General features: G+C 68.8%; 14 protein-coding genes. 6 read left to right on the top strand and 8 right to left on the bottom strand.

The annotated features are described in order from the left end of the window. Positions 1-8 precede the first annotated feature (8 nt). From AC5Y43_RS06870 to AC5Y43_RS06860, 3 genes are all read left to right on the top strand, one after another. Complete coding sequence (locus AC5Y43_RS06870) at positions 9-1166, top strand: virulence factor Mce family protein (protein ID WP_499970677.1); 1158 nt, start codon at positions 9-11, stop codon at positions 1164-1166. Further along, on the top strand, positions 1160-2710 hold the full coding sequence (locus AC5Y43_RS06865) for an MCE family protein (RefSeq protein ID WP_499970675.1): 1551 nt from the start codon (positions 1160-1162) through the stop codon (positions 2708-2710). The genes AC5Y43_RS06870 and AC5Y43_RS06865 overlap by 7 nt, the downstream gene beginning before the upstream one ends. Positions 2711-3112: 402 nt before the next feature. Next, a complete protein-coding gene (locus AC5Y43_RS06860) occupies positions 3113-3472 on the top strand; it encodes a hypothetical protein (RefSeq protein WP_499970673.1) in 360 nt (119 codons plus the stop codon). A gap of 103 nt (positions 3473-3575) precedes the next feature. On the opposite strand, the gene AC5Y43_RS06855 is transcribed toward AC5Y43_RS06860, so the two are convergent. After that, positions 3576-4412 carry a DUF3097 domain-containing protein gene (locus tag AC5Y43_RS06855; RefSeq protein WP_499970671.1) on the bottom strand — a complete coding sequence of 279 codons (837 nt, stop codon included), beginning with the start codon at positions 4410-4412 and terminating at the stop codon, positions 3576-3578. A 214-nt stretch (positions 4413-4626) separates the two neighbouring features. Between AC5Y43_RS06855 and AC5Y43_RS06850 the strand changes: the two genes are divergently transcribed. After that, entirely contained in the window at positions 4627-4875 is a 249-nt protein-coding gene (locus tag AC5Y43_RS06850) for a DUF3349 domain-containing protein (RefSeq protein WP_499971500.1), read from the top strand. Between the two features lie 89 nt (positions 4876-4964). Here AC5Y43_RS06850 and AC5Y43_RS06845 read toward each other — a convergent pair whose 3' ends face one another. Genes AC5Y43_RS06845 through AC5Y43_RS06825 form a run of 5 tightly spaced genes read right to left on the bottom strand, consistent with a single transcriptional unit; the run spans position 4965 to position 10043 of the window. Next, a complete protein-coding gene (locus tag AC5Y43_RS06845; protein ID WP_499970669.1) occupies positions 4965-6035 on the bottom strand; it encodes an ABC transporter ATP-binding protein in 1071 nt (356 codons plus the stop codon). 2 nt (positions 6036-6037) lie between these two features. Continuing rightward, the gene (locus tag AC5Y43_RS06840; protein ID WP_499970667.1) at positions 6038-6880 is read right to left on the bottom strand and encodes a carbohydrate ABC transporter permease; all 843 of its coding nucleotides are present in this window, start codon (positions 6878-6880) and stop codon (positions 6038-6040) included. Beyond that, positions 6867-7799, bottom strand: a complete 933-nt coding sequence (locus AC5Y43_RS06835) for a carbohydrate ABC transporter permease (RefSeq protein ID WP_499970665.1) — start codon at positions 7797-7799, stop codon at positions 6867-6869. Before AC5Y43_RS06835 ends, AC5Y43_RS06840 begins: the two co-directional genes overlap by 14 nt. Then, the gene (locus AC5Y43_RS06830) at positions 7796-9127 is read right to left on the bottom strand and encodes an ABC transporter substrate-binding protein (protein ID WP_499970664.1); all 1332 of its coding nucleotides are present in this window, start codon (positions 9125-9127) and stop codon (positions 7796-7798) included. Before AC5Y43_RS06830 ends, AC5Y43_RS06835 begins: the two co-directional genes overlap by 4 nt. Continuing rightward, on the bottom strand, positions 9117-10043 hold the full coding sequence (locus tag AC5Y43_RS06825) for a sigma-70 family RNA polymerase sigma factor (RefSeq protein WP_499970663.1): 927 nt from the start codon (positions 10041-10043) through the stop codon (positions 9117-9119). The genes AC5Y43_RS06830 and AC5Y43_RS06825 overlap by 11 nt, the downstream gene beginning before the upstream one ends. A 169-nt stretch (positions 10044-10212) precedes the next feature. Between AC5Y43_RS06825 and AC5Y43_RS06820 the strand changes: the two genes are divergently transcribed. Then, positions 10213-10575, top strand: a complete 363-nt coding sequence (locus AC5Y43_RS06820; RefSeq protein WP_499970661.1) for a DoxX family protein — start codon at positions 10213-10215, stop codon at positions 10573-10575. Positions 10576-10588: 13 nt separating this feature from the next. Here the strand turns inward: AC5Y43_RS06820 and AC5Y43_RS06815 are convergent, their stop codons facing one another. After that, positions 10589-11395, bottom strand: a complete 807-nt coding sequence (locus AC5Y43_RS06815; RefSeq protein ID WP_499970659.1) for a ketosteroid isomerase family protein — start codon at positions 11393-11395, stop codon at positions 10589-10591. 2 nt (positions 11396-11397) lie between these two features. Next, positions 11398-11958: a pyrazinamidase PncA gene (pncA, locus tag AC5Y43_RS06810; protein ID WP_499970657.1), complete on the bottom strand. Its 561-nt coding sequence runs from the start codon at positions 11956-11958 to the stop codon at positions 11398-11400. A gap of 161 nt (positions 11959-12119) precedes the next feature. On the opposite strand from pncA, the gene AC5Y43_RS06805 reads away from it, so the two are divergent. Continuing rightward, a complete protein-coding gene (locus tag AC5Y43_RS06805; RefSeq protein WP_499970655.1) occupies positions 12120-13196 on the top strand; it encodes a DoxX family protein in 1077 nt (358 codons plus the stop codon). Positions 13197-13300 lie beyond the last annotated feature (104 nt).

Raw genomic sequence — 13300 nt, 5'->3', positions numbered from 1 at the left:
TGCGCACCTTGGCTATTCGGGTCCGATACCGAGCGCGGCACGGAGTAGCGCTACTGGCTGTCGCCGTGGCGCTGACGTCGTGCGCGCAGTGGCACGGGATCGCAAACGTACCGATGCCCGGCGGCCCGGGCAGCGGGCCCGGGTCCTACACCGTCTACGTGCAGTTGCGCGACACCCTGGCCCTCAACGACAACAGCCGGGTGCGGGTGGCCGATGTCTTTGTCGGCACGGTGCGCGCGATCCAGCTGAAAAACTGGGTCGCGACGCTGACGCTGCGCCTGGGCAAAGGCGTCAAGTTACCCAAAAACGCGACCGCGAAGATCGGGCAGACCAGCCTCCTGGGTTCTCAGCACATCGAGTTGGCCGCGCCCCCCCATCCGTCCCCGGAGCTACTCAAGGACGGCGACACCATCCCGCTGGAACATGCGTCCGCATATCCCACGACCGAGCAGACGCTGGCCAGTCTCGCCATGATCTTGCGCGGAGGCAACATCCCGAACCTCGAAACACTGCAGAACGAGGTGTACAACGTCGTCAACGGGCGGGCCGACCAGATCCGTGCCTTCCTCGGCAAGCTGGACACCTTCACCGCCCGACTCGACGAACAGCGGGCCGACATCACCCGAGCCATCGATTCCACTAACCGGCTGTTGGCGTACGTGGGCCCACGCTCGGACGTTCTGGATCGGGTCCTCACCGAATTCCCCCCACTGCTCAAGCATTTCGCCGACAAGCAGAACCTTTTGATCAACGCGGTCGAGGCGACGGGACGGCTCGGCCAGGTTGCGGACCAATACCTGTCCGCCTCGCGGAACGACCTCCACGAAGACCTGCTGGCGCTGCAGTGCCCGTTGCGCGAACTCGGCCGTGGCGCGCCATATCTGATCCGCGCACTCAAGCTGATCATCGTGCGGCCCTTCGACATCGACGCGGTGCCCAAGGCGTTCCGCGGCGACTACTTCAACCTGTCGCTGACGCTCGACCTGACACTCAGCGCCGTCGACAACGCGGTCCTCACCGGGACGGGATTCTCCGGAGCGCTGCGCGCGCTCGAACAAGCGTGGGGTCGTGACCCCGAAACGATGATCCCCGACGTCCGGTACACGCCGAACCCGAACGACGTGCCGGGCGGCCCGCTCGTGGAAAGGGCGGACAGGCAATGCTGACACCCTTCATCAAGCGCCAGCTGATCCTGTTCGGCATCCTGTCTGCGATCACGGCGGTGGTGCTGGGCGGATATTACCTGCAGATTCCCACCGCGGCAGGGATCGGCCAGTACACCCTGAACGCAAACCTGCCCGCGTCGGGCGGTCTGTACGAGACGGCCAACGTGGCTTATCGCGGCGAAACGATCGGTACGGTAACCGCCGTCGAGCCGACCGAGTCGGGCGCCCGGGTGACCATGCGGATCGCCGACCGCTACAAGATCCCGATTGACGCCTCGGCCAACGTGCATTCGGTGTCGGCGGTCGGTGAGCAGTATCTGGACCTGGTGTCACCCGGCAACCCGGGCAAGTACTTCGCCCCGGGACAGACCATCACCCGTGGCACCGTGCCCACCGAGATCGGGCCGGCGGTGGATGCCGCGAACCGCGGGCTGGCCGCGCTGCCCAAGGACAAGATCGCCTCGCTGCTCGACGAAACAGCCCAGGCCGTAGGGGGTTTGGGACCCGCCCTGCAGCGCCTGGTCGATGCGACGCAGGCGATCGCCGGCGACCTCAAGACGAACATTTCCGATGTCAATGACATCATCCAGAATTCCGGGCCGATCATCGACAGCCAGGTCGATTCGGGTGACTCGATCGAGCGCTGGTCGCACAACCTGGACACCCTGGCCGAGCAGAGTGCCGGAAACGACCAGCACGTGCGAAGCATCCTGACGCAGGCGGCACCGACCGCCGACCAGGTCAACACCGTGTTCGGCGACGTCCGCGAATCGCTTCCGCAGACACTGGCGAACGTCGAGATCGTGCTGGAGATGCTCAAGCGCTACCACAAGGGCATCGAGCAATTGCTGGTCGCCTATCCGCAGGGAGCGTCGGAAGGCCAGACGGTAGTGGCGCCCTTCCCGGGCTACGCCTCGCTGGGCACCTCGCTGACGATCAACCAGCCCCCGCCGTGCCTGACCGGGTTCCTCCCGGCGCCGGAATGGCGGTCACCCGCCGATACCAGCCTGGCGGCCATGCCGTCCGGAACCTATTGCAAGATCCCGCAGGACACTCCGGCCAACGCCGTGCGCGGGGCACGCAACCTTCCCTGCGTAGATGTCCCCGGCAAGCGCGCCGCGACGCCGCGCGAGTGCCGCGACTCGAAACCGTATGTCCCGCTGGGAACCAACCCGTGGTACGGAGACCCGAACCAGATCCTGACGTGTCCCGCACCCGCGGCGCGCTGCGATCAGTCGGTGCGGCCGGGCATGGTGATCCCGGCGCCGTCGATCAACAACGGCATGAACCCGGCGCCCTCGGACAGGGTGCCGGGGACGCCGCCCCCCGTCAGCGATCCGTTGCAGCGGCCGGGATCGGGGACCGTCGAGTGCAATGGCCAGCAGCCCAATCCCTGCGTCTACACACCTAGCAACCCGCCCGCGGTCGTTTACAGCCCACAGAGCGGTGAACTCCTGGGGCCCGACGGGGTCAGGTACGCGGTCGAAAACTCGACCAAGACCGGGGACGACGGCTGGAAGGACATGCTGGCCCCGCCCCGTTGACTCGGGTCTGAGTTTTCTGTGCTGCGTTTCAATCCGGCTGATCCACAGCACCATTGGGGGACAGGCCCGGGACTGTCGGCGGTGGGAACGCTCGCCCCGCAACTCCCCCGATCGTCGCCCAGCCCGGCCGGACCATTGACACTGACCGCACGTACAGTCATATACTGACACGACATGCGACAAGCTGACCGCTTCGGTGCGTCGAAGTGTGCCCCTGGCTCGACAGCCCGCGGCCGGCCGGCGAACGACAGAGATCGGAGCGACATGCCGGAAGTGATTGGCCTAGGCCAACTCCGGAGTGACGCCTGCGCGTATCTCGAGCGGGTTGCCGCCGGCGAGACGATCGAAGTCGTCCGTCGTGGCAAGTTGGTGGCACAAATCGCGCCCGTAGGCGACTGGAGGGTGGCTCCGATCCCCGCGCGATCCGTCCAAGTCCCACCACCCCACGCCGGTGGCTGGGTCGGGCTCGAGGAACTGCGAACGCGTGCCGGGCGGTGCTTCGACCGGGTCGCGTCCGGCGAGACGGTCTATGTCGTCCGTGGCGGGAAGTTATTGGCGCGGATCGTGTCGGCCGGTGCCTCGACGACGACGCCGCTGCCTGCGGACGCCGGTCGCCGGGTAGGGCTCGACGAGCTGAGAAAGCGTGCCGGGCGCTACTTCGACGAGGTGGCGGCGGGCCAGACGATCGAGGTCGTCCGCGGCGGCAAGCTGGTTGCCCACATCGTGTCGGCGGCCGGGACCGACGCCCGCAAAGGCGCCTGACCGCGCCGCTGCCTCCCGCCCGGTGTCAGCGCGCCGGGCCGTTGGCCAGCAGGGCCTCGCTCTCCTGCGGACGCATTCGCTAGCGCGGGAAGGCACGTCCGGTTCAGGATCCCGGCGGTTGCGTCACGAAGTCGATGAGTTCCTCGACGCGGCCGATGAGGACCGGTTCCAGATCGTTCCAGTCGCGCACCCGCGAGCGGATGCGCCGCCAGGCCCGGGCGATGTCGGCCTGGTTGGCGTGCGGCAGGCCCAGCGCCGTGCAGGCGCCGTGCTTCCACTCGATGTGCCGCGGAACGTCCGGCCAGGCCGCGAGGCCCAGCCGGTGCGGCTTGACGGCCTGCCAGATGTCGACATAGGGGTGCCCCACCACCAAGGTGTCGGCCCCACCGGGCCCGTCGCGCACCGCGTCGGCGATCCGCGCCTCCTTGGAGCCCGCGACGAGGTGGTCGACGAGCACGCCCAGCCGGCGGCCCGGGCCCGGTGCGAATTCCGCCACGATGCCCACCAGATCGTCGACGCCGCCGAGGTGTTCGACGACGACACCCTCGATGCGCAGGTCCTCCCCCCACACCTGCGCGATCAGTTCGGCGTCGTGGCGGCCCTCGACGTAGATCCGGCTGGCGCGCGCGACCCTGGCGCGGGCACCTGACACCGCGACCGAGCCGGAAGCGGTCCTGCCCTTGGCTTTCGGCGCGGGGCGGTGAGGGGCGGTGAGGATCACCGGGCGGCCGTCGATCAGGTAGCCGGGACCGAGCGGAAAGCCGCGGACGTGGCCGTGCCGGTCTTCCAGGTCGACTCGACCGTATTCGACGCGCACCACCGCTCCGACGTAGCCGCTCGTCGCGTCCTCGACCACCAGGCCGGGCTCCGCCGGCTGCTCGGTCGAGCGGGGTTTGCGCCGGCCCGCGGCGAGGATATCGGTTCCGTAGCGATCTGGCACCCGGCAATAGTAGGGGAAGCGTTGCGGCTAAAGGCCGTTAGGGCGCGCCCGCCCGGGAGCTATTCGAAATTGTTAAAGCACTAAGGATTCGGGAGTAAGACTGAAAAATTCATAAATAGTTGTAAGTAACTGCGTTGTCTTACCAGGCTGATGGCGCTACCGCTGATAGGTTGCTAACCGCCGCTAATACGCAGCGGTGAGCGAGGTGGACGTTATGGACCTGTCCCATTGGGTGTCGAGCATCGTCGCTTTTGTGCGCGCCGGCTATGTGCCGCCGACGGCTTTGTCGCATCGGCGCGTATCCAATGACGAGATCACCGCTATTACAAGAGAACTGATTGTGCGTCAATGCCGGTCGATCAGCGCGGCCGACGTCGGGGTGGCGATCACGTACGTCACCGACGAGCTGCCGTCCCAGGGTGACATCGCCCGCGTGCAGCGCAGGCTGCAGGCGATCGGCTAGTCCTTCCGGCGCCCAACGTCGACTGTTGGGGAAACGTTGGCGCTCTGGCCCGCCACCTCCACGTTCGGCGCCCGCCGTTGCGAAGGTGCTCATGTGATCCTCAGGCCGTCGACGCCGAAGAAGTGCAGGTGTCCGGGCTCGGGCCGCAGGTGCACGCGGCAGCCCCGCTCCGGTGGGTGGCGGCCATCGGCGCGGGCCACGACGGGCTGATCGATGACCTTGTTGGAGCCGGTGATTCGTCCGTACAGGTACGCGTCCGCGCCCAACTCCTCGACCACGTCAACCTCTATCTCGACGCCGATACCACCCAGCGCGAAGTGCTCGGGACGTACCCCGACGACGACTTCGCGCGCCGTCCCGGAGATCTCCCGCGGCACCGGGATGGTCCAATCCCCCAGGGACACCGATGCGTCCGTGATCGGCAGGGTGAACAGGTTCATCGCTGGGGATCCGATGAATCCCGCGACGAAGACGTTGGCGGGATCGCGGTAGAGCTCGCGGGGCGCCGCGAACTGTTGCAGCACGCCGTCGCACAGCACGGCCACGCGGTCCCCCATGGTCATGGCTTCCACCTGATCGTGGGTGACGTAGACCGTGGTGGTGCCAAGACGCCGTTGCAGCGCGGCGATCTGGTTGCGGGTCTGCACGCGCAGCTTGGCGTCGAGATTCGACAGCGGCTCGTCCATCAAGAACACCTGCGGGCGTCGCACGATCGCGCGCCCCATCGCCACCCGCTGGCGCTGCCCACCGGAGAGGTCTTTGGGCTTGCGGTCCAGATACGGTTGCAGGTCAAGCAGTTTGGCAGCCGCCAGCACCCGCTCGCGGACCTCTGCCTTGGGGGTCTTGGCGATCTTCAAGGCGAACCCCATGTTCTGCGCCACGGTCATGTGCGGGTAGAGCGCATAGTTCTGGAAGACCATCGCTACGTCGCGATCCTTGGGATCGACACCGGTGACGTCGTGTTCGCCGATGCGGATGCGTCCGGAGTCCAGCGTCTCCAGACCGGCCACCATCCGCAGCGAGGTCGTCTTGCCGCATCCGGATGGTCCGACCAGCACGACGAACTCGCCGTCCCCGACGTCCAGGTCGAGGCCATCCAGGGCCGGGCGGTCCGACCCCGGATAGCGCCGCGTCGCACGCTCGAAACTCACCGAGGCCATCGCTATCCGTTCATTCCGGTCACGGCGATGCCACGGACGAAGGAGCGCTGGGCGGCGGCGTAGATGACGACGAGCGGCACCATGATCAGCATCGAGGCCGCCATGATGATCGGCCACCGCGCGACGTATTCGCCCCGCAGCCGGACCAGGCCCAGCGTCAGGGTCGCCAGGCTGTTGCGTTGCAGCATCAGCAGCGGCCACAGGAAGTCGTTCCAGACGTTGACCCAGGTGAGCACCGCGAGCACCATCACCGCCGGGCGGGCGTGCGGCAGCAGGATGCGCCAGTAGATCTGCCACGGGGAGCAGCCGTCCAGGATTGCCGCCTCCTCGAGATCGCCGGGGAGCGTGCGGAAGAACTGCCGCATGAGGTAGGTGCCGAACGCGCTGCCGAACAAGCCCGGCACGATCATCGCCCAGGGGGTGTCGACCCAGCCCGCCGTTCGCATCAGGATGAACTGCGGGATCACCGTGACCGTCAGCGGCACCATCAGGGTGCCCAGGTACAGCACGAACAGCGTGTCGCGGCCGCGAAATTGCAGTCGCGCGAACGCATACCCGGCCAGCGAGCAGAAGAAGACCTGCCCCGCGGTGACGCAACCCGCGTACAGCACGGTGTTGAAGAACATGCGCCCGAACGGCATCAGCGTGAAGACCTCGGTGTAGTTCGACCACCGCGGGTGGGCCGGCAGCAACCTCGGTTCGCTCACCTCGCCTTCCCGCTTCAACGAGCCGGACAACGCCCAGGCGATCGGGAACAGCCAGCACCACGCGATGGCGAGCAGCGCGGTGTAGACCCCGACGGCACGAAACACGTTGCGCGCGAACACCCGCTCAGCCGAGCCCATGCGAGGCCTCCAAGGATCGCTGCCGGGTCAGGCGCAGCTGCACCACCGTCAACGCCAGCAGGATGGCGAACATCACCCACGCCAGCGCCGACGCGTAGCCGAATTCCAGGAAGGAGAACGCGTGCTGGAACAGCATGATGCCCAGCACGTAGGTCGCGGTTTCCGGGCCGCCGTTGGCGCCGTTGAGGACGTAGACCAGGTCGAACGCCTGGAACGCGTGGATGATCGAGATCACCACGACGAACGACATCGCTCCCCTGATCAGCGGCACCGTGATGAAGGCGAACTGCCGGATCTCCCCGGCACCGTCGATTCTGGCCGCCTCGTAGACGCTTTCCGGTACCCCCTGCATCGCGGCCAGCAGGATGACGGTGGCGAACGGCACGGCGCGCCAGACGCTGACGAGGCACAGCGAGAACATCGCCCAGTTGGGGTCCACCAGCCATGGGACGGGGCCGATCCCGGCCCAGCCGAGCATGATGTTGAGCAGCCCGCTGTCGGTGTTGAAGACGAACTGCCACACGACCGCCATCACCACCGACGAGATGGCCAGCGGCAAAAAGACGATGGTGCGAAAGACGCCGATCCCCTTGACCTTTCGGTTCAATACCCCGGCCACCACCAGGCTGATGACGATGGTCGGCGCGACGGTGCCGACCGTGAAGATCACCGTGTTGCGGATGGCGATGAGAAACAGCGGGTCGGAGGTGAACAGCTCCTGAAAGTTCTTCAGGCCCACGAACTTCGGGGGCCGGAAGACGTCCCACTGCTGGAAGCTCATGTACAGCGAGAATCCGAGCGGGAACAGCATGAACACCGCGACGGCGGCCAGGTTGGGCGCGACGAACAGGCGACCGGCCCGGGCGCGCCGTCGTGAGGGGCCGGAGCGGTTGGACCCGTGGCGGGCAACGGATGTCATGGGCTGCGCAGCACCTCGTCGATGGCGGGCGACATCGCCGCCAGCGACGTCGCCGGGCGGGACCCGCGCAGCACCGGTCCGAAGTTGCGGTCCATCAGCGCCACGATCTTCTCCCATGCCGGGGTGACCGGCAACCCGTCGGAGTGCGCGGGGCCGTCGGTGAGCACACCGAGGTTGCCGACGCGGTGGTGGGCCGCGGCGAATCCGGTCGAGCCGAGCGCGGACCGCAGCACCGGCACGAAGAGGCTGGATTCAGCGATCAGTGCCTGCCCGACGGGTCCGGTCGCGAATTTGACGAATTCCCATGCCTGCTCCTTGCGTTGGCTGCTCGACGAGATGGCCAGCCCGGTGGAGCCGATGTTGGAGCGGGCGGGCTGCCCGTGCCGGCGCGGTCCCACCGGCAGCGGGGCGACGTCGAAATCCAGGTCTTCGGCGCGGATGAACGTCTGGTTGCGCCAGTGACCGCCGAGTGCGATCGCGGCCTTGCCCGCCGCGAACAGATCCGGCGTGGACATCGACTGCACGTCCGACGCGTTGGGCGCCACCCTGTGCTTGTTTGCCAGGTCGGCGTAAAACTGCACCGCCTCGATGAAGGCGTCGTGGTCGAAGTTGAAGTGGGCCGGGTTCTTCAGCGGGGTGGACCACGGCACCCCGTTGTTCATGGCGAACAGGCCGGCCGAATAGTAGGAAACGAAGACGTTGACGAATCCCCACTGGGTGGTACGACCGGATCCGTCCCGCTTGGTGAGAGCGGTTGCGGTGTCGAGGAATTCGGCCCACGTCCAGGGCCGGTCCCACGCGCTGGGCGGCGAGGGCACGCCGGCGTCGGCGAAAAGCCGTGTGTTGTAGAACAGGTAGTTGCCCGACCACTGCTCCGGAAGCGCGTACTGGCCGCCGTCGAAGGTGAAGGCGTCGTACAACGGCGCGATGCCGTCCGACGCCAGTTGCGCGCTGAAGGCACGATCGTGGGCGAGCATGCTGTTGAGGTCCAGCAGCACCCCGCGGGCGGCCAGTTCGGCGTAGGTCAGGTCCCACGCCATCAGCACGTCCGGGCATCTGCCGCCGGCGCAAAACGTCGACAGCTGCTGCATCACGCCGGGCGCGGACAACACCGCCCGTACCTTGATCTCGGGACGGCGGCGCTGGAATTCGTCGACGATGCGCATCCGGGCGTCGCGTTCCTCGGGGTTGGCCGCGAAGAAGAACGTCAGCGCGTCGTCGTCGGGGGCGCAGCCGCCCTCCCAGGGCGCCATGGAGGCCACTGAGGCCGCGGTGAGCGCACCGGCGCCCCGCAGCAGGCTGCGCCGCCCGAACGGCCTAGCAGGCATGGTGCTCCCTTGGCCGCTCGGGAGGCGGTGCGGGCAGCGCGAGCGCGACCCGGCGCAGGGTGCCGGGGTCCCCTGTGATGTCGACGGTGTGAATGCGGTTGTCGGCTCCCACGCCGATCCGCAGCAGGATCTCCGCGTGCCCGCGCGGCGCGATCGCGATGCCGGGCGCGCCGTCGATGAGCACGACGACGCCGGCCCGCGCGCGCCGGGTGAAGCGGCGGGTCTCCTCGGCGACGCGGCGGGCCCCGCGCAGCTCGGTCGGCACGTCCCCGGGCACCAGCCCCGGGTCGACCCGGCGGACCACGTCGGGGGCGAGTAGCTGGAGCAGCGTGGTGATGTCGCCGCCGCGCGACGCCGCGAGGAACGCCTCCACGACGGCGACGAGCTCGGCCGCGCGGCCCGGCGGGGCGGACGGGCGGCTGTGCAGCCGCCCCCGCGCCCGGCTGGCGAGCTTCTTCGCGGCCGCGGGCGAATTGCCCAGCAGGCCGGCGATTTCCTCGAACGGCATGGCGAACACGTCGTGGAGCACGAATGCGACGCGCTGCCCGGGTGACAGCCGGTCGAGCACCACGAGCATCGCGTCGCTGACCGAGTCGGTCAGCAGCGCGGCCTCATCCGCGGGCGGTGCCGTCGCGGCGAGCCGGTCCAGCTCGTCGGGATCGGCAAGGGACTGCTCGGCGCGCCGCGCGCGCGCCCGGAGTTGGTCGATCGCCGCGCGGACGGTGATGGTGGTGAACCACCCGGTGAGGTTGGCTATGCCGGCGGTGTCCGAACGGCTGGCCTTCAGCCACGCCGACTGCACCGCGTCGTCGGCGTCGGCCCCCGAGCCGAGCAGTTGAAACGCGACCGATCTCAGGTGCCGACGATCCGCGTCGAACCGCTGGGCGAGGTCTACCAGATCCTGTGGTGCGCTCAAGGGTCACCTTTCTTGCGCGGGAGTCGTCAAGAAGATGTGCGCATCCATCGAACTCTCTGTCGCAAAAGGAGACCAACACGATGACCCTATCGATTGTGCGCCGCCACGGGCGCCGCGGCCATTCGGCTCGCCGTTGCGGAAACAGCTGGAAGACAAGGGGCTAAAGCACATGTCACTGATGTCCCACACCGTCTATGTCGTCATCACGCTGGCCACGGCCGCCGTCACCGCCGGCATCGCCGTGGCCGACCTCATCCCGGCCCGATTCGTCCTGTCGAATTCGGCCGAGGTGGGGGTGCCGCGCTCGTGGCTTCCGGCGCTGGGCGCGGTGAAGCTGGCCGGGGCCTGCGGGCTGCTCGCCGGGCTGCTGGGTCTGCCGGTGCTGGGGATCGCGGCCGCCGCCGGCCTGGTCCTGTTCTTCGTCGGCGCGGTACTCACGCACATCAGGGCCCGGGTCCTCTACAACATCGCGTTTCCCGGCGCCTACCTGGGCCTGTCGGCGGCGACGCTCGCGTCGATGGTGGTGCGCTGACTCCCGAGGCCGATCAGGCGGGAAAGTACCGAATCGCGTTGAGCGCGTTGCCAGGCCACGCCACGTCGACGAACACGATGCCGCGCCCGTGAGCCGCGTTGACCGACACCGCGACGGTGCTGCCCGCGCCGATCACCTTGGTCCAGCTGAGCCCGTCGAGCCGTTCGACAAGTTCGGGGATGCCGAGCGGGATCCCACCATCGATGTCGCCCAACGTGATTGGCGCCTCTGGCGACAGCGCGCGCAGGGCGGCGCCTTCGTCCTTGCGCGCGACGGCACCGAGGAACTCCTCGGCCCGCCGCTTGTGCCGTGCACCGGGGCGCCGAAACCCGGCCAGGAAGCCCGCACTCCCCCGCAGCCCCTGATTGGCCAGCAGGCCACGCGACAGCGCCACCGCGGGCGACGCCGCGCGGGTCCCGGTGCGCAGGAACTGCAGCATCATCGCCGGCAGCTCCCAATGGGCGCGCAATCGCGCAATTATCCAGTGGCCGCTGGCTTCTCGGAGGTCGTAGCGCAGGAACGCGGGGATGTGCATCGTCACCGCGGAACCCATCGACACCTCGAGCTCGAGGTCGCGCAGCACGGCGGTGCCCGACACGATGTCGAGGTCGCGGTGGAACGTGATGTCGCGCGGACCGATGAACGTGTCGTAGAACCGGCCGATCTGCGTGTGCCCCACGTGCGGCCGCGACCCCACCGGGTCCTCGACGACGCCGTCGGCGCTGAACAGCCCCACCCACTCGGCGCGGTCGTGCGCGGCGGCCGCCTGCGGCGACCGTTCCACCGCGGCGAGCAGGCGTTCGGGGTCCAGCGGAGCCACCGTCAGGGCCCGCCGACCAGCTCGACGCCGGCCGACCGCATCGACGCCAGCGCGCGCTCGGCCGAATCCGCCGCCACGGCCGCCGTCAGATTCACCAGCACCCTGGTGGTCAGGCCGGCCCGCGCCGCGTCCTCGGCGGTGCGCCGGACGCAGTGGTCGGTGGCGATGCCCACCACGTCGACCTGATCGACCCCGCGCCGCCGCAACCAGTCGAGCAGCTGGGTCCCGTCGTCGTCGGCGCCCTCGAAGCCGCTGTACGCGGCGCCGTGGGCGCCCTTGCGGAACACCGCCTCGATCCGGGCGGGGTCGAGTTCGGGGCGGAGCTCGGCGCCCGGGCTTCCGGCGACGCAGTGCGGGGGCCACGACGACGAGTAGTCGGGCCGGTCGGAGAAATGGTCGCCAGGGTCGATGTGGAAGTCCTCGGTGGCCACGACGTGGTCATAGCCGGGCCCGCACGCCAGGTAGTCGTCGATCGCGGACGCCAGGCCCGCACCGCCGCGCACCGGCAGCGAGCCTCCCTCGCAGAAGTCGTTTTGCACGTCGACGACGATCAACGCTCGCACGCGCTCCACCGTAGTCCGGGGCCGCCGCCCGGTTGGCTCTGCGTCCAGGGCGCAAAAGTACGAGAAGGCCACACCCTCAGAGCAGAGTCAACAGAAAGGTCACGGAGCCAAGGGCCCGCGGGCACGGTTTGTTTGCGGGTCCGTGGGGTAACCCAGCTGCCATGTTGTTCCGCAGAATAGCGAGACCCCTGTTGTCAGCGGTGTTCGTCGGCCAAGGTATCGACTCACTGCGCAATCCCAAACCGGCGGCGGAAGCCGCGGCTCCGACGGTCGACGGCCTTCGGGCCCTGCCGGATCCGGTGGGTAGCCGCGTTCCCAGCGATCCCCAGACCGTCGCCCAGATCACCGCGGCCGTTCAGATCGGCGGCGGCTTGCTGCTCGCCACCGGCAAAGCCCCGCGCGTCGCCTCGGCGGCGCTCGCCCTGACGGTGGTGCCGGCCAATCTCGGCGGCCACATGTTCTGGAGCGAGAGCGACCCGCAGCTCAAAGCGCAGAAGCGCAAGGACTTTCTGACCGACCTCAGCCTGCTGGGCGGGCTGATGATCGCGTCCGCCGATACCGCGGGCAAGCCGTCCCTGGGATGGCGCGGCCGCCGGGCCGCCGAACGGCTCTCCGAGCGGGTGTCGTCGGCGCTGCCGGGATCCCTGGAGTCCCCCGATGCCGACTTCGGCGAGCTCGGCGAAAAGATCGCGCGCGGTTTGCACGTCGGCGCCGAGCGCGGCCGCGAATTGGCCAGCACCGCAGCCGAGAAGGGCGCCCCCTACGCCGAGGCCGCCCTCGAGCGCGGCCGCGAGCTGGCCAGCACGGCCGCCGAGCGGAGCGCCCCGTACGCCGAGGCCGCCCTCGAGCGCGGCCGCGAATTGGCCGAGACCGCCGCGGAACGGAGCGCGCCGCTGGCGAAGAAGGCACGCAAACGTGGCGAGGAACTGGCGAGCACCGCGGCTGAAAAGGGCGCGCCCCTGGCGAAGAAGGCGCGCAAGCGCGGCGAGGAACTGGCGAGCACCGCCGCCGACCGGAGTGCGCCTCTGGCGAAGAAGGCGCGCAAGCGCGGCGAAGAGCTGGTCGACGTGGCGCGCGACCGTGGGACCGAACTCGCGGAGATCGCGCGGCTGCGTGGCAGCCAGCTCGCCAGCGAGGCCGCAGTGCGCGGCACTCACCTGGCCGACGCCGCCCGCGAGCGCGTCGGCGAGGGGGTCGTCAAGACACGGGTCAAGGCCCGCCGCCGCCGTCCCTGGTAGCCGCGCTCAGTTGAGCCTCGTGGTGAACCGCTTGATGGGGGCGGGGCCGTCGCGTTGGGGCTGCCGCTGAACTGGACGTTGTCGCTCGCCTCCGCGGCGACCCA

The organism is Mycobacterium sp. NGS57, from assembly GCF_059812405.1.
Note: the sequence above shows the minus strand (reverse complement) of the source record. Positions and strands in the feature narration are given on the sequence as shown.